Here is a 16604-nt window from a genome sequence, read left to right as displayed (position 1 = left end):
GTCACTTGTCCTGCTGCTGGGACGACGTATCAACAAGCGTCAGTTTTAGGCCCGGAACCGGGGGGCGCGGGCTTCCTAAGACAAGGATTTCCGAGCCAACCAGCCCCTCGCGCACTAGAATGTCACTTCCGATAACCTGCCCAATCTCGATGTCTTTGATCTCCAAGCGATCTTCGTCATTGGCGAGGTAAACAAACGGCTGGCCGGTGTCGGACAAATGGACCGCATGACGCGGGATGGCGATGACTTTATCCCGAGGCTCGGCAGTCAGAACGACGCTCACAAAGGTACCGGCATGCAAAGGCGGTCGGGCAAGGCCCGGCGTCACTTTCAACGGATCGGTGACTTGAACCACGATGCCCATTGCCCCGGTTTCGCTATCCATCGTGCCACGCAAACGAACAATTTCGGCCGGCCATTCGGCACTAAGCTCACCTGAACTCAGCGTCACTTTGGCGGCGATGCCCATCTCTTGCATCAAGGATGTAAACTGACTGGTTTCAAACACTTGCCCGGATAAGAACGCGGTTTGTGGGCCACCAAACATCAGGCTGGAAAAGGCGCGCGGTTGGATTTCGGCCACAACCTCGGCGGTTTTGGTGCCTTCAAGTGTAATCAGGCTGTCACCTGTACGGATGAACTGCCCCAAATCGGCGTTGATTTCGGCAACCCGGCCGCGAAACGGCGCAACGATTTTGGTCTTTTCAAGCGAGCGTTCAACCTCTTTCAACTCCGCTTGCCGAACCGCCAAAGTGGCCTCAAGCGATGCGCGCTGAGCCGGGTAAAGGGCAAGCGTGTTGTTCAGACTGGCAAGCGATGTTTCTTGCGCCAGAAGGGCTTTTTGTGCCGTGTCCACCGCCGCTTGGGTTCCTGTTCCACGCTCCAAAAGGGCCTGAACCCGTTCAAATTCGGCCTGCGCCACCTCTAGAATACGCGTTTCAAAAGCCAAAAGTGATTGCGAGTTTTCTTCTTGCCGCGCCAGTTCCGCCAACTGGGCAACAACGTTTTCCACATTGGCCAAAGATTTTTGACGCGACAGCTCATAGTCGGTGCGGTCAATGGCGATGAGGCTCTGATCTTTTTCAACGATGCTCCCGACATCCAAACCCTCGGGTTCCTCAACGATACGGCCTTCAATTTCAGAGATCGCCGACCAGCTTTGGGCGGCTTCAACCCGGCCAAACCCGATCGCTGTGCTGGACATTTGACGCGGCTCAACCGTTTGAACACGCACCACAACCGCCGTTTCAGGGAGCTGTTCAATCTCTGGGGCGGGGCGATTTGTCATCCAAATGAACCCCGCGATACCAGCAGCGATAGGAGGAATAAATAGCAGGGAGCGAAAGTTCATTTTGTGCTCACAATCTCATGTGAAATGGGTGTCAAAAAGCCGAGTGTCTCGACTGTAACGTATGTCGGTGGAATTCCCGTCGCTGTTCAAAGTCAATTTATCCAAGCGGCGTCCAAAATTGTGTCTCGCTCCTGGGGGCCAATTTTGTCCCACCCCATGCTGCGCAAAACGACCGGCCTCACGAGGTCAAACACCATGACTTGGGCGAAAATCATCAGGGCGGCCACTTTGGTTTTTTCACTGTCCCATGCCTCGCCATTCAAACGCGAAACCAATCGGCACATGCGTTCGTGGCTATGCTTGAGGGCGTTGTCGAACAAGATGTCGACCACAGGCGATTCTTGGGTCATTTCAACGTGGAAAAATTGCAGAATGTCATCTGCCAGAGGGCCCAAACTGTCCCGGTCCAACGCAATTTTAATATGTTGCCGGATCATGCTCCGGGCCTGTTCCGGGCTTAGTCCTTGGATTGCCTCATTGTCCATATCGGCGGACGCCCGCACCGGGCCGTGTTGCCCCATATGGGCGGCAACGGACCGAGCGACCTCTATACGCAAGTTTTCCTTTGACCCGAAATGATAGCTGATCGCGGCTATATTTGCCCCGGATGCGTCGGCGATTTGACGCGTGCTTGTCGCGTCAAACCCTTTGGTTCCAAACAACTTTAGCGCCGTCACAACAAGGGCATTCCGGGTGATCTGAGTCCGGTCTTGTGTCCCGGGTTGCAGATAGAGGTCAACAGGTTTCGAGGTCATAACGGTCTTTCGGAATCATACATGCGCCTATCTAATTCAAACGACCGATTAAATCAATCGATTGAAATTTTGAAGATGCCAAAGGGGGGCGAGAACACCTAGTTTCGTATTCTCAAAGACGCCATGAAAGGAACTGCTAAATCCCTTCTTGCATCGACCTCATCAGATATCAAAGCCACGGCTTTGAACGCCAACTCATCGACAGGAACGGAAATCGTGGAAATACCTCCACCGACCCACGCATAGAAAGACGGGTCTCCATACCCGATAAACCCAATGTCTGGCCCCGGACGTTTTCCCGATTGTATGATCGAGCTCAGCGCCCCATTGGACATTTCAAACCCACCACAGACGATGGCCGTGGCAGTACCTTCTTTCAAAAGGGAGTGGGCTTTGTCATGGCCACAATCAAAAGTCGGCGACCCGGTTTGCAGCAACTCGGTTTGCAAAGATAGGCCAGCAGAGACAAGGCCGGCTTCATAGGCTGCGCGACGCGATTTACCGGATGACAAATCCGCACTGGCTCCGATAAATGCAATGTCGCGATGCCCCGCCTGAGCTAAATGAACAACGGCATCGTGGATAGCATCAAAGTCATCCACTAAAATTGACGGAACGCCAAAACCAATGTCACGTTTCCGGATCAGTTGCACAACGGACATGGCCCGCAAATGCGGCAGCTCTTCGTCGAGAGAGCCAGGCGAAGGCACCATAACCACCGCATGCGCCTGAACTTCGTGCAACTGTTTGAGAGAATTGGCTTCTGCGGCGATGTCGTCATTGGTCAGGTGGATAATCAATTGCAGGCCTGCATCTTCGCATTTCAAGGCCATTGTGTTGGCGAACCGGGCGTAGAATTCGTTAATGATATTCGGCAAAAGAAGCCCGACTATTCGCGCGCCATCCCCACGCATCACAGAAGCGGCGGCATTGCGCACATACCCCAATTCTTTTGCGCGTTTTAAAACCGAGTCCTTGGTCGCTGGCAGCACACTTGGATGGCCCGACAAAGCGCGGGACACCGTCATGTGAGAAATTCCCAAATCTCGAGCTATAGATTTTATCGTTACGCGACCTGACACTTAGTCCCCTACTTTTTTGCAGAGTAGCATTCACCCACTGGGATGTCTTGACAGGATTCGATTTCATGGCGATATTCGCTTCAAAATGTTCACGTGAACATAGATAACATTGTGACAGATGGGCGAGACGCCGGAACCATGTCTATAGAATTTCAACAACGCTGCGGCACATTGATCGAAGACCTCGGCCTAGGAAGAGCAAACGACATTTCCCGCGTGATACCGCTCACCGGGGGTGTGGCCTCTGACATAGCCCAGGTTGATCTTGGCAATCGGTCGGTGTGTGTCAAATTCGCATTGCCTAAGCTCAAAGTCGCCGCGGATTGGCGCGCGCCCGTGCATCGCAACGCTGCTGAATACGCTTGGCTCAAAGTGGCGGCCCAAGTTCAGCCGGAAAGCTCGCTGACGTTGTTTGGGCATTCGGTTGTTCAAAATGGATTCGCCATGGAGTTTTTGGCCGGGTCCGACGTCTACCTTTGGAAAGAGGCCCTGTTGTCCCAAGCGCCGGACAAGGGCGAGGCGCAGGCCGTCGCCGATATGCTCGGGAAAATTCATGCAGCCTCAGGCCAAGACGGATTTGATAGAGGTCCCTTTCAAAACCGTGATGATTTCTACGCGTTGCGGATCGAACCCTATCTGGTTTTCACAGCGCAACAGCACCCCAATCTAGCCAAGGATCTGACCGTGTTGGCCGATATGTTGTACGCCAGCAATCGGGTTCTTGTGCATGGCGATGTCAGCCCCAAAAACATCTTGTTCCGCACCTCTGGTCCGGTGCTTTTGGACGCAGAATGCGCGACCATAGGCGATGCAAGCTTTGACGTCTCCTTTTGCCTGAACCACTTGGTGATCAAGGCGCTACATCTTCCCGCGTGCCGCGACCGGCTTTTGAGCAATGTTGAAGAATTTTGGCAAAGCTACGCGCGGTATGTGACTTGGGAACCCGTTCAAGACCTTGAAGAACGCATTTGTCGGCTCTTGCCGGCGTTGATGCTTGGACGGGTCGATGGCAAATCTCCGGTGGAATATCTGGACGCCCATGAACAAGCTGCCCTGCGGGCTTTGGCCTGTGACTTGCTACATGCCTCACCAAAACGGCTACCTGAACTGGTGACGATTTTGAAAACGAAACTAAAGGAGATCGGCACGTGACGGCCATTGCATCAGTAAAGGGCCGTCGGGTCTGGGATTCGCGCGGGCATCCAACCGTTGAGGTTGATGTGACACTGAAAAACGGCGTGCTTGGCCGGGCAATTGCCCCGGCGGGTGCATCCCGCGGCACGCGCGAAGCGATTGACCTTAGGGATGGCGGCAAAGCCCTGCGCGGCAAAGGCGTTACGCAGGCTTTGGATAGCGTAAATGGCCCTATTGCAGCTGGATTGATTGGACGTGACGCGTCGGATCAACGCGCGGCGGACAATGTCATGCTGACGCTTGATCAATCACCGCTCAAGGAGACCTTAGGCGGCAACGCCACCGTGGCGACGTCGCTGGCAATACTTCATGCGGCAGCGGCAGATGCGGGTTTGCCACTTTGGCAGTATGTGGCGACACATTATGGGTGCACGCCAAGCCTGCCATTGCCTGAAATTCAGATTTTCGGTGGTGGTGCCCACGCCGGGCGGCGCGTTGACATTCAAGACTTCATGATCATGGTCCCCGGCGCGCGTGATTTTGAAGAGGTCATGGAAATCACCAACGAGGTCTACTTTGCGGCGGGCGACATCATGGCTTCTCGCGGGAAGCTGGCCGGTGTCGCGGACGAAGGCGGTTGGTGGCCTGTCTTTGACAGCAACGAAGAAGCCTTGGAAACCTTGGTTGCGGCGATCGAAAAAGCCGGTGAAAAGCCCGGTGAAAACGTTGTTATCTCGCTCGACATCGCCGCGTCTGAATTTGGCAAAAACGGCCAATACCGATTGGCTTTGGAAGATCGAGCCATGGACAGCGGCCAATTGATCGACATGTTGGGCGGCTGGATGGACAGCTACCCAATTGCCTCCATCGAAGACCCAGTGGGCGAAGACGACCCCGACGGCATGATCGAATTCACCCAACGGTTTGGCGACAAGGTTCAGATCATCGGCGACGATTACTTGGTCACCAATGCTAAATTGGTCGAAGACGCCGCCGGGGCAGGGGCCTGCAACGCGGTTCTGGTCAAGGTCAATCAAGCTGGCACGGTGAGCGAAAGTGTCGACACATTCCGCGCCGCGAAGGCCCATGGTTGGGGGGCGATAGTCTCGGCCCGATCCGGGGAAACCGAAGATGTCTCGATCAGCCATCTGGCAACGGGTTTGGGGGGCGGCCAACTCAAGGTTGGCTCTTTCACCCGATCCGAACGTATGGTGAAATGGAATGAATGTCTGCGGATTCAGGATGTATTGGGGCGCGACGCCTTTGTTGGCGGGGCGCCGATGATGAACACCTGGTGGGGCGCGAAACAAAAGGAAACAGCATGAAATTAGCGCGTTATGGGGACCGGTGGGGGTCCAAAATTCCTTGTATTTTGGACGCAAATGGAACACCGCGCGATGCATCCTCGATTGTTCAGGACTTTGGACCAAGGACCATGTCGCCCGAACTATTGGAAACGCTGAAAGCAACCGATCCAATGTCGCTTCCGATCGCGGATGTGGCGGACAAACGTCTGGCACCGCCAGTGGCGCAACCCTTCAACATCTGGTGTGTTGGCCTGAACTATTCCGACCACGCAGCCGAAGCAGGCATGGATATTCCTGCCGAACCAATCCTGTTCAATAAATCCACCGCGACCTATTGCGGAGCCAATGATAACATTCTCTATAGCCCCAAAATGACCAAGCTGGATTGGGAAGTTGAGCTTGGCATTGTGATCGGCAAACCCGCGCTGAACATCACCAAAGATGAAGCGATGGACCATATTGCCGGCTTCACCCTCGTCAATGATCTCAGCGAACGCGCGTGGCAACTTGAACGTTCTGGCCAATGGGTCAAGGGCAAGAGCTTCCCCAATTTCTGCCCTACCGGCCCGGCTTTGGTGACCCCCGACGAAATCGCCGATGTGCAAGCCTTGGGCATGTGGTTGGACGTGAATGGCGAGCGCAAGCAAACCGGGAATACCGGTACGATGATCTTCGATGTGGCAACCATTGTCAGCTACATGTCGGAGTTCACACGGCTTGAACCGGGTGATCTTATTTGCACCGGAACACCTCCGGGTGTCGGGGCGGGGATGACCCCTCAGCAATGGCTCAATATTGGCGACACCGTGACCCTTGGCATCGACGGTTTGGGTACCCAAACCCAGACAGTTGTGGCGCTTTGATAAGGGGGTGAAGCGTCGGCAGCCGTGGATAACGAGGCCCCTTGTCCGTGATTAAGAGGGTTCATTTCGGATTGAGACTACGTTGCCCAACAGCAGGGAACCACACACGCAAGTTTACGAGGTTTCATCCACGGTTTTCGCTTTTTCCAAAACCCGGCGCCAATGTCGATCCAAGCAAAAAACCCACTGATCGGGGTATTGTTTGATAAGCTCAACCATACCGTCCATCCATTTCTGGGTTGTTTCCACGATATCCCCAGGGGCGATTTCTTCGCCCATATGGAGGGTAAGTTGCGTCCCAGAATCAACAATGTTCACAGGCACTATTGGCACACCCGTTTTAGCGGCAAACCGGGCGGGCCATCGCATCGCGCCAACAGGCTCCCCAAAGGCTTGGACCCGCACGACATCCTTGGCAATATTTTCATCTGTTTTGGGTGCCCGACGAATGAAATCTCCACCACCTAGAATGATATGACCTTTGCGCAGGGCGGACAGCATCTTGCGAGACGACACAACATCATCGGCCCGGCGAACATCAATGACATCACAGGTCATCTGATCATAATATTCGCGTTGAAAGGCCGCCCGATCATCATCTTTCGTCGCACGAACAAAGAGCAAGAGCGGATGAATTTGACCGAGAGCTTCGGCCATAGTCACCGAACCATGCGCGTGGGGCATCAAGAAAATGGCACCTCCGCGTGCGACTATATCGTCAAATCGATCCCTTTCAGGAATATCCAACAACGCCCCAATTTCGGCTGTACGCCCATAACGGATGCACTCCATCCGATAAAGTAATAGTGAAAAGCTACGCGCATAGCGCCGAAAGATGCCAGTGGCAGAACCGGCATTACACTGGGCGGCCAGATCCCGAAAGGCTTGCCGCACAGGCGTAAAAGGCAACGCCCACACCAACCACATGAGAAAAGTAATGCCCCCGAAACTGGCCCGCGCCAATCGCCCCGGCAAAGCCATGCCAATTCGGGCGACAAACGAGTATAATTTCCAGATTCGATCCTTGAAGTTTGTAAAGTTCATTTCTCAGCCAGCTATAGGGTACGATACAAACAAGTGAAGAACGGTTTATCGACAAACGGTTAGTCCGAATTGCCCACGACTGTCTAGGGAATACTCCTGCCCTGCGTCCTTGGGTCTGACATGAATGATCCAAAGCGTTAGATATCGAAAAAGACGCCGTAAAAACGTCGCTATTATGAGTGGTCGTTTTGATAGCATAGCTTGCAGCACCTAAAAGGATCTATGTGACTGAGATATAAGGTGTTTTAAGCGGCGACGCTTGATATGTTCTAGGCCGTTTCAAAAAATCATTTTCACCTTATTTGAACAGTTTTGGCATGACCTTCTGCACGGGTTGCGGAAATCCGCAGGGCAGGGTGTAAACCGCTGGCGTTTTCCTTCATAGGCAAGGCACACGGCATGCTAGATGTTACGGCCCATCATCAACGTATGTATCTGGGAGGAGCCAATCATGCGCACCCTAATGACTCGGACGGCCGTCGCCGCCCTGACCCTTGCCTTTGCAACCGAAGCCATGGCCACAGAATGGAACGTGTCCCTGTGGGGCAAACGCCGCGCATTCACCGAGCACGTCGAAAAGCTCGCCGAGCTGGTCAATGAAAAAACCAATGGTGAGTTCACGCTGAACATCTCTTATGGTGGTCTGTCCAAGAACAAAGAGAACCTTGATGGCATCTCTATTGGTGCGTTCGAAATGGCTCAGTTCTGCGCCGGTTATCACCGCGACAAGAACCCTTCGATCACCGTTCTCGAGTTGCCTTTCCTCGGCGTGACATCGCTGCGCCAAGAGGTCGATCTGTCGATGGCCGTGTATCAACACCCCGCCGTCATCGAAGATCTGGGCCGCTGGGAAGCCACCCTCTTGATGCCGTCACCCCTGCCTCAGTATAACCTTGTCGGCGTCGGCGACGCGCCTGCAACCTTGGCTGATTTCACCGGTCTAAGCGTACGTGCCACCGGCGGTATCGGTGCCGCCATGGAAACCATCGGCGCCGTGCCAACATCCATGTCGGCGTCTGAAGTGCGTCAAGCCATGGATAGCGGTATCGTCAAAGCGGTAAGCTTTGCGCCTCACGCTCACATGTCCTTTGGCACCATCGAAAACGGCACATGGTGGACAACCAACCTTAACCCCGGCACCGTGAATTGCCCGGTTGTGGTCAACAATGACGCGCTGGCCGATCTGTCGGACGAACATCGCGACGCCCTGCTTGGGTCCGTTGACGAAGCCTTGGATCACTACATTTCGTCCTATGAAACCAAGACCATGGACGCTTGGGGCCCAGCTTTGGAAGAACGCGGCATCACATCCGTGACCTTCACCGACGATGAACTGGCTGCCTTCAAGGACGCCGCCGCTGCCCCTGCTGCCGCTGCTTGGATCGAAGACAACACCGCGCGTGGTCTGCCTGCACAAGAACTCTACGATCTGGTCACCGGCATGATCGCCGAGGCCAAATAAGCCTGACCCCCTGCGTCCCTAGCCCACCTAGGGGCGCAGCTTTCTAACTCCCCGAAATCTCAAATGCAGGAGAACCAGCCATGGCCGGGTCTTCCCTAGTGCTGTCCGATGACAGCCAGTTAAGCAAGCTTGATCAGTCTCTGTATCGTGTTGAAAGCGTGCTCGCCCTTGTCAGTGGTCTGGCGGTTTTCTCGCTTATGGTGATGGCGGTGTTTTCCGTTGGCGGGCGCAATCTCATCAATCAACCTCTCCCCGGTTATGTCGATTGGATCGAACAGGCCATGCCGTTGATCGCCTTTATGGGAATCTCCTTTGCCCAGCGTGACGGCGGTCATATCCGCATGGATATGCTGGTTGGCGCGCTCAAAGGGCGCAGCCTTTATATCGTCGAATTTATCACAACGGCGGTGATTCTCTTGGTGATGGTTCTGCTCGTTTGGGGCACTTGGGCGCATTTCGACCGGAGCTTTGATTTCTCCGCCCCCATGTGGAGCCGCGACAGCTCGATGGACATTTCCCTGCCGCTTTGGCCTGCCAAACTGCTCGCCCCGGTGGCGTTTGGCGTGCTGTGCCTGCGCCTGATGTTGCAGCTCTGGGCCTATGGCCGCGCCATCCTCTTCAATGAATCCAAACCCATCGCCGTGCCGCTTGTGGCCGACGCCGCCACCCAAGCCGCGATGGAAGCCGAGCATGTCTCGGGCCACGATAGTTAAGGACAGCTGACATGGAACCTATTGATATTGGCCTGATCGTATCGGGCGGCATGCTGGTGCTGGTTGTTCTGGGGATGCGCGTTGCCTTTGCCGCCGCCGCCGCCGGGTTGATTGGCCTCGTTTGGATTTTCTGGGCCAAATTTGGCTATGACCCCGACCGTTTTGGCAAGGCCGTGACCGTCGCGGTGAAGACCGCCGGCCAAGTGCCGCATTCCAAGATTTCGTCGCAAGCGCTGAGCTTGATCCCGACTTTCATCCTGATCGGTTATCTCGCCTACTACGCCGGTCTCACCAAAGCCCTGTTTGAGGCCGCCAAACGTTGGTTGGCTTGGGTGCCGGGCGGCCTTGCCGTCTCAACCGTCTTTGCAACGGCGGGGTTTGCGGCCGTGTCCGGGGCGTCTGTCGCCACTTCGGCGGTCTTTGCCCGCATCGCCATCCCGGAAATGCTCAAAATCGGCTATGACAAACGCTTTGCCGCCGGTGTTGTCGCGGCGGGCGGTACTTTGGCCTCGCTTATTCCACCTTCGGCGATCCTCGTGATCTATGCGATCATCGTCGAACAGGACGTGGGCAAGCTCCTCCTCGCGGGCTTCATCCCCGGTGCTTTCTCTGCGGTGATCTACGGCGGGTTGATCGTCGGCATGGCATTGGTCATCAAAGACTTTGGTCCCCCGGTCAAAGGCTTCACTTGGAAACAACGGTTTGAGGCACTCCCCCCGGCGCTGCCCATCGTCATCGTCGTCTTCACGATCATCCTGTTCGTCTACAACCCGTTTGGCGGCGACGCCTGGGGGACGCCGACCGAAGGCGGCGCAATCGGGGCCTTTGTTGTGTTCCTCATGGCGCTCTACCAAGGCATGCGGTGGTCGGAATTCAAAGACGCCCTACTTGAAACCGCCAAGCTTAGCGTGATGATTTTCACCATCATCTGGGGCGTGTTGATCTATGTGCGCTTCCTCGGCTTTGCACAACTTCCAGCGGCGTTTTCCGATTGGATTACCGGTCTTGAGTACTCGCCCATGTTGATCCTGATCTGCATCCTGCTCGCCTATGCGGTGCTTGGCATGTTCATGGATGCCATCGGGATGCTTCTCTTGACCCTCCCGGTTGTCTACCCGGCGGTCATGGCCCTTAACGGTGGCGAAGCCGTCGCCGCAGCCGATAGCGCATTCGGCATGTCCGGCCCGATGTGCGCAATCTGGTTCGGGATTTTGGTGGTGAAAATGGCCGAGTTTTGCCTGATCACCCCACCCATCGGCCTCAACTGTTTTGTGGTTGCTGGGGTGCGCGATGATCTAAGCGTACAGGACGTGTTCAAAGGCGTAACGCCATTCTTCCTCGCCGACGCCGCAACCATCGGTTTGCTGATCGCCTTCCCATCCATTGTGCTTTGGTTGCCGTCCTTGGCATAATCCAAACGGGGCCGCTGCAATCCCTGCGGCCCCGGTTTACAAAACGTCCAACGACACCTTAACCCGGTCCATAACGACCGAGGTGTTGAACCGGCTAATATTGGATTCATCAAAGAAATAGCGCTCTGTAAACGCTTCATATTCCTTGATATCCGCCACCGTCAGGATCAACAGAAAATCCGCCTCGCCGGTGGTGTAGTAACACTGTTGCACACAATCCGCGCTTTGCATCTTGCGTTTGAACGCCTCAAGATGCGCGCGGCTTTCGCGTTCCAAAATGACCTCGGCGATGATGGTCATCTCACGCCCCAGTTTCGCAGGATTGAGCACCGCGATTTCCCGGTCGATCACCCCGCTGTCCCTAAGCTTCTTCAACCGTTTTTGCACGGCTGGTGCCGATAGGCCAAGTTGCAGGCTGATCGCATCCGCCGTTAGGCGGGCGTCTTCCTGTACCATTTTCAAAATCTCGAGATCTTTGTCATCCATGTGACGAAAATCATCGCAAGCGTCGCGCTATGCAATCTTTTTCCTCCCAAATCCGGCGAAAATCGGCGTCTCATGGCCAGATTTTTGCGCTACGACTTAGGGTAACTCAGCACTAGGATACCTTTATGTTCGCCACCTTCGCCGCCGCAGCTATTGAACACACACCCGGATCGCCGTCTCCGGCCAAGGCCGCTTATCAAGTCTTGAGCCCCGAGGATTTTACCGCTGCGCAACAAGAGATCATGGCTTGGGATGGCTATGCCGCAACTCCGTTGGTTGCTTTAACCGGATTGGCCGACACGCTGGGTGTTGCGCGGATCGACTACAAAGACGAGGGGCCGCGATTTGGCTTGGGCAGTTTCAAGGCGCTTGGCGGGTCCTACGCCGCGATGCGCGTGCTCCAGCGCGAAATCGGTAAAGCAACCGGGCAAGCGGTTTCCTTGGAGGACATCCGCAAGGGCCATTTCAAGGAGGACTGCGCCAAGATCACTTTGGTGTCCGCCACCGATGGCAACCATGGCCGCTCATTGGCTTGGGGCTGTCAACGGGTTGGTGCCCCGTGCCGAATTTATATCCACGCCGAAGTTAGCGAAGGCCGCGCCACAGCGATGCGTGATCTTGGGGCGGATGTTGTGCGCATTGAGGGCGACTACGATGCCTCAGTCCATCTGGCGAAACAAGAGGCCGAGAACAACGGTTGGTTTGTGGTGTCCGACACGTCATGGCCCGGATATACCGAGCCACCGCGCGACGTGATGGCCGGGTACGGCGTGATGACCCGCGAAACCTGCGACGAGTTAACCGCGCCGCCAACCCATGTGTTTTTGCAAGGCGGCGTCGGGGGATTGGCCGCTTCGGTTGCCGCTGCTCTGCGCCAGTATTACGGCGACCAATCCCCGCGCGTGGTGATCGTCGAACCGGACCGCGCCGCCTGTTTGTTTGCAAGCGCCAAGGCGGGCGAGGCCACCACCGTCGCCATTCACGACGAAACCATCATGGCGGGCCTCTCCTGTGGCGAACCGTCTTCTATGGCTTGGGACATTCTCGCAGAAGAGGCGTCAGATTTCATTGTCATCCCCGATAGCATCGTCGCTCCAACCGTCCGGCTTCTCGCCCGCCCCGCCTTTGGCGACCCGGTTATCCACGCTGGCGAAAGTGCGGTTGCCGGGCTGGCCGCCGTGATCGCAGCACGCCAAAACGAAACCCTATCAAAAACGCTGGGCTTGGATGCCAAATCGCGGGTGCTTTTGATTGGCTCCGAAGGTGTCACAGACCCTGAAATCTTCAACGCAATTCTGCAGGGGGCCGACCATGTCTAAGGCCCCGCCGCGTGGATTTGAGGATGCAGAGTTTGACCGCCGGTTGCATGCCGCGCAGACCCTAATGGGCGCGCAAGGGTTGGATGCCGTGCTTTTGATGAGCGAGGCCGAACTACGCTATTTCACCGGGTTTCACACGCTGTTTTGGCAAAGCCCGACGCGGCCTTGGTTTCTCGTTGTTCCTGCGACGGGCAAACCCATCGCGGTCATCCCCGAGATTGGCGCGGCGTTAATGCGCAGCACGTGGATCGACGACATCCGCACCTGGAGCGCACCAGCCCCCACCGACGATGGCATTTCCCTGCTCACTGACCTTCTTCACCCTTTGGCACAAAAGGGCAAAACGCTTGGCGTGCTAAAGGGGCATGAAACCGGATTGCGGATGCCGCTTGGCGATTATGAACGTTTGATCAAGGCGTTGCCGGGACTAAAAGTAACGGATGCCACGGCGCTGATCCGCCGGTTGCGGATGGTTAAATCTGAGGCTGAGATTGAAAAGCTCGCCCATATTTGCGCCATCGGCTCTCGCAGTTTCGCCGCCATGCCCGATATGGCGCGGCCCGGCGTCCCTTTTGACGATCTGTTCCGGGCATTTCGACAAGAGGTGCTTGCTCAGGGTGCCGATGATGTGCCGTACCTTGTCGGTGGTGCAGCGCAGGGTGGGTATGTCGATGTGATTTCCCCTCCAACCGCCAAACCCTTGGCCAAGGGTGATATTGTCATGTTGGACACCGGTGCCACATGGGGTGGGTATTTTTGCGATTTTGACCGCAACTTTGCCATTGGACAGGCCGATGATCAGTCGCGCCGGGCCTATGACGTGCTCTGGCGCGCCACCGAAGCCGGGTTGGAAACGGCCCGCCCCGGCATGACCTGCGCCGAGTTGTTTCATACGATGAGCAGGGTGATCCGCGAGATGGACGAGCAAGGCGGAGACGTGGGCCGTTTGGGTCATGGCTTGGGCATGCAGCTTACCGAATGGCCCTCTCATGCGGCGTTTGACGACACAGTGATTGAGGAAAACATGGTTCTGACGCTGGAACCTTCGCTTGGGTACGGCGATGGGCGCATTATGGTGCATGAAGAAAACATTGTGATCCGCGCCAGCGGGGCCGAATTGCTGACAACGCGGGCCGCGCCAGAATTGCCGGTGATCTAAGGGACCAAGATGAAGTTAGATTTCGACACCGATGATGGGATCGGAACGCACGCCACATTTGGGGCCATCGTTCTTGAAACGGACGAAACGCTTGAGCCTGAGTTCGCGCGAATGATGGCGCTGGACGGTGTCGCCCTATACCATAGCCGCATCCCTATGGTGTCTGACATCCGCCCTGAAACACTGGGCCAAATGGAGGCTGACCTACCGGCCGCGGCGCGATTGCTTCCGCCGTCATTGGGGTTTGATGTGATCGGCTATGGCTGTACGTCCGCATCAACTGTGATTGGCTCCGACCGTGTGGCCAAGTCCATTCAATCCGTCTTTCCCCGCGCCAAAGTCACCGACCCGCTCAAAGCTATCATTGCCGCGTGCCAAAGCCTCAAGGCCCGGCAGGTCGGATTTATCACCCCCTATATTCCACAAGTCTCGGAGCGCATGCGCCTTAAACTCGAGGCCGCCGGATTCGACATCAGCTGCCTTGCTTCTTTCGAAGAAGGTGATGACCCAACGGTCGCCCGCATCACCCCTGCTTCCATCGTCCGGGCGGCTGAACGTGTCGCGGCCCATTCCCCCTGTGATGTGATCGTAATTTCCTGCACCAACCTGCGCTGTCTCGATATCATTCCCTTGCTTGAAGACCGGCTCAACCGTCCGGTCATTTCCAGCAATCAGGCCCTGGCTTGGCACATGCAACGTCTCGCGAGGGTAGACGCCCCAAACCCGCAATTTGGTCGGTTGTTTAACTGCGATCTGGTCGGATAACGGCCCAATCCGCCCCTATACCTAAAGTTTATGCGCGTCTTTCTAGGGTTTGAAAGCCGCACAACGAACTTTTGGCCGATAGCCGAGCCCGAAAAATTCAGTTTTTGATCACAGACAGGATCAGCCACGTCTCGTGACACACTCCATGATCCTAGATCGGTGAAATATGTGCCCCGCAATGGATAAGCATATAGGCAGCCGGTCGTGGCGGTCGTGCGTCCGTGGGAATTTCCGCTGCGCCCAACCGTTAATGGGGGCCTGTATTTCGGGCACCCTCAAAGCGCGTCCCACTCACGGGAAACTGTTTTGCGCCTGCGTTTCCGCTCACCTCGAGCAGGCGCAAAACAGGGCAATCAAGCGACTGCAAGGTGATCAAATGCGTGCCATTTCGACCCAAGGCACCCAATCAAAGACTGGAAGACGATATGACCCCGCCATTTTCACCAGCCCGCAATCACGCCGAGGAAATTGCAAATGTACGCGCGGGATTTGCACCCAATTCAACCAGCCGCCCGAGGTACCTACACATCCAGCAGTCCCAAAGCGGTGCGCTGGTCAAATTGCCTCAATCAAACTCGCGTAGCCAGTCGATTCCCTATCGCTTTGGCCCGAACGCCGGGCAATCCGACTCCACGCGCATGGGAACGGTTTGACCCAATCTCCTCAGGCCCACATCACTGCGTTCAAAAGACAGCAAAATTGAGCGATGGCATTTCCTCGTAGACACGCTATGATTGAAAATCCGAAAATGGATTAGACATGATGTTGACAGGTACCCGAAAAACAAGGCTAGGCCACCTATCTCGTTCTCTTCTCGCTTTGATACTCGTCCTCGCGTGTTTTACTCCGGTTTCGTCCAAGGCTCAGACAGTTAGCGATGAAATCATCCAAGAGCTGGCAGACCAAGGATATTCTGTCATCTCGACCCGCTACACATGGTTGCGCCGCATAGTAGTGACGGCAAGCGATGGGGTTTTTGAACGCGAGTTGCTGATCTCCCGTGGAACTGGGGTGGTTTTGCATGACAAACGGCACCGTATTGCTGCACCCACCCAAAAGGTTCGTGTGCGCCAAGACGAAGACGACCAAAAGCGCCCGCCGCCCAGACATGCGAAACCTAGGCCAGGCAATGGGGCACCACGCCCTCCCGGATCTCCTCCACCGCCGCCACCCGGTGACAAGCCAGGGGACAGGTCGGGCCAAATTAATAAATGAATCTGTTCATAAAACAGGATAGCTGGATATCGGAGATTGTCGGTTGAAACGACCTAATCTCCTTCTTTGGCTCATTGTCGGAATTCAGGTGCTCTGTGCCGGGGCATTTGTTGTCAGTTTGGCCTTGTCGCTCTTGGGTATGCAACGCACTGCCAATAGCTGGCAAATGCGCGAGGCTTTGGAAATTGCCGCCAGCATCGGATTGATTTTCGGGGCTGTTTTAGGAGTTTTTTCGGTTCTTCAGGCCCGACGCAGCCAGCATCAAGCAGAACAGGCACTCCGCTCTGCGGCGGGTGCATTTGCTGTGACGGTTGACGAAAAACTGGCGGGGTGGGGCCTGACCAATGCCGAAAAAGACGTGGCTTGGTTGGTCATCAAAGGGTTTTCAACCAAGGAAACCGCCGATCTGCGCGGCACGTCCGAAGGCACCGTCAAATCGCAATGCAATGCGATTTATCGCAAGGCCGGTGTCAAAGGCCGGGCACAGCTTTTGTCGGGTCTGGTCGAAGATTTGCTTTTATCGTCAGACGATTGAGG

Annotated in this window: 15 protein-coding genes; 10 read left to right on the top strand and 5 right to left on the bottom strand. The window is 55.7% G+C overall.

Features of this window, described 5'->3' with window-relative positions:
* Position 1 precedes the first annotated feature (1 nt).
* From Q1A43_RS10900 to Q1A43_RS10890, 3 genes are all read right to left on the bottom strand, one after another.
* A complete protein-coding gene (locus Q1A43_RS10900) occupies positions 2–1351 on the bottom strand; it encodes an HlyD family efflux transporter periplasmic adaptor subunit (RefSeq protein ID WP_299935000.1) in 1350 nt (449 codons plus the stop codon).
* 92 nt (positions 1352–1443) lie between these two features.
* Positions 1444–2106, bottom strand: a complete 663-nt coding sequence (locus tag Q1A43_RS10895; RefSeq protein WP_299934997.1) for a CerR family C-terminal domain-containing protein — start codon at positions 2104–2106, stop codon at positions 1444–1446.
* Between the two features lie 98 nt (positions 2107–2204).
* Complete coding sequence (locus tag Q1A43_RS10890) at positions 2205–3188, bottom strand: LacI family DNA-binding transcriptional regulator (RefSeq protein ID WP_299934995.1); 984 nt, start codon at positions 3186–3188, stop codon at positions 2205–2207.
* A gap of 138 nt (positions 3189–3326) precedes the next feature.
* On the opposite strand from Q1A43_RS10890, the gene Q1A43_RS10885 reads away from it, so the two are divergent.
* Genes Q1A43_RS10885 through Q1A43_RS10875 form a run of 3 tightly spaced genes read left to right on the top strand, consistent with a single transcriptional unit; the run spans position 3327 to position 6492 of the window.
* Complete coding sequence (locus tag Q1A43_RS10885; protein ID WP_299934994.1) at positions 3327–4340, top strand: aminoglycoside phosphotransferase family protein; 1014 nt, start codon at positions 3327–3329, stop codon at positions 4338–4340.
* Positions 4337–5647: a phosphopyruvate hydratase gene (eno, locus tag Q1A43_RS10880; RefSeq protein ID WP_299934992.1), complete on the top strand. Its 1311-nt coding sequence runs from the start codon at positions 4337–4339 to the stop codon at positions 5645–5647. Before Q1A43_RS10885 ends, eno begins: the two co-directional genes overlap by 4 nt.
* Positions 5644–6492: a fumarylacetoacetate hydrolase family protein gene (locus Q1A43_RS10875; protein ID WP_299934990.1), complete on the top strand. Its 849-nt coding sequence runs from the start codon at positions 5644–5646 to the stop codon at positions 6490–6492. The genes eno and Q1A43_RS10875 overlap by 4 nt, the downstream gene beginning before the upstream one ends.
* Before the next feature lie 114 nt (positions 6493–6606).
* On the opposite strand, the gene Q1A43_RS10870 is transcribed toward Q1A43_RS10875, so the two are convergent.
* Entirely contained in the window at positions 6607–7536 is a 930-nt protein-coding gene (locus Q1A43_RS10870) for a hypothetical protein (RefSeq protein ID WP_299934988.1), read from the bottom strand.
* Between the two features lie 451 nt (positions 7537–7987).
* Between Q1A43_RS10870 and Q1A43_RS10865 the strand changes: the two genes are divergently transcribed.
* From Q1A43_RS10865 to Q1A43_RS10855, 3 genes are all read left to right on the top strand, one after another.
* Positions 7988–8998 (top strand): C4-dicarboxylate ABC transporter substrate-binding protein, encoded by a 1011-nt coding sequence (locus Q1A43_RS10865; RefSeq protein ID WP_299923395.1) that lies wholly within the window; start codon positions 7988–7990, stop codon positions 8996–8998.
* An 80-nt stretch (positions 8999–9078) separates the two neighbouring features.
* Positions 9079–9711 (top strand): TRAP transporter small permease subunit, encoded by a 633-nt coding sequence (locus Q1A43_RS10860; RefSeq protein ID WP_299934986.1) that lies wholly within the window; start codon positions 9079–9081, stop codon positions 9709–9711.
* 11 nt (positions 9712–9722) lie between these two features.
* Positions 9723–11123: a TRAP transporter large permease gene (locus tag Q1A43_RS10855; protein ID WP_299923389.1), complete on the top strand. Its 1401-nt coding sequence runs from the start codon at positions 9723–9725 to the stop codon at positions 11121–11123.
* Positions 11124–11159: 36 nt separating this feature from the next.
* On the opposite strand, the gene Q1A43_RS10850 is transcribed toward Q1A43_RS10855, so the two are convergent.
* A complete protein-coding gene (locus Q1A43_RS10850; RefSeq protein WP_299923386.1) occupies positions 11160–11609 on the bottom strand; it encodes an Lrp/AsnC family transcriptional regulator in 450 nt (149 codons plus the stop codon).
* 125 nt (positions 11610–11734) lie between these two features.
* Between Q1A43_RS10850 and Q1A43_RS10845 the strand changes: the two genes are divergently transcribed.
* The 4 genes from Q1A43_RS10845 to Q1A43_RS10830 all read left to right on the top strand — a co-directional run bounded on the left by Q1A43_RS10845 (position 11735) and on the right by Q1A43_RS10830 (position 16602).
* Positions 11735–12928 carry a diaminopropionate ammonia-lyase gene (locus Q1A43_RS10845; protein ID WP_299934984.1) on the top strand — a complete coding sequence of 398 codons (1194 nt, stop codon included), beginning with the start codon at positions 11735–11737 and terminating at the stop codon, positions 12926–12928.
* The gene (locus Q1A43_RS10840) at positions 12921–14087 is read left to right on the top strand and encodes a Xaa-Pro peptidase family protein (RefSeq protein ID WP_299934981.1); all 1167 of its coding nucleotides are present in this window, start codon (positions 12921–12923) and stop codon (positions 14085–14087) included. The genes Q1A43_RS10845 and Q1A43_RS10840 overlap by 8 nt, the downstream gene beginning before the upstream one ends.
* 9 nt (positions 14088–14096) lie before the next feature.
* Positions 14097–14852, top strand: coding sequence for an aspartate/glutamate racemase family protein (locus Q1A43_RS10835; RefSeq protein WP_299934979.1), 756 nt, complete (start codon positions 14097–14099; stop codon positions 14850–14852).
* Positions 14853–16110: 1258 nt separating this feature from the next.
* Positions 16111–16602: a helix-turn-helix transcriptional regulator gene (locus tag Q1A43_RS10830; RefSeq protein ID WP_299934976.1), complete on the top strand. Its 492-nt coding sequence runs from the start codon at positions 16111–16113 to the stop codon at positions 16600–16602.
* The last annotated feature ends 2 nt before the right edge of the window (positions 16603–16604 follow it).

Origin of the sequence: uncultured Pelagimonas sp., from assembly GCF_947498515.1 — a bacterium.
GTDB lineage: Bacteria > Pseudomonadota > Alphaproteobacteria > Rhodobacterales > Rhodobacteraceae > Pelagimonas.
The sequence above is the reverse complement of the archived record's forward strand: the minus strand, read 5'-3'. Positions and strand labels throughout refer to the sequence as shown.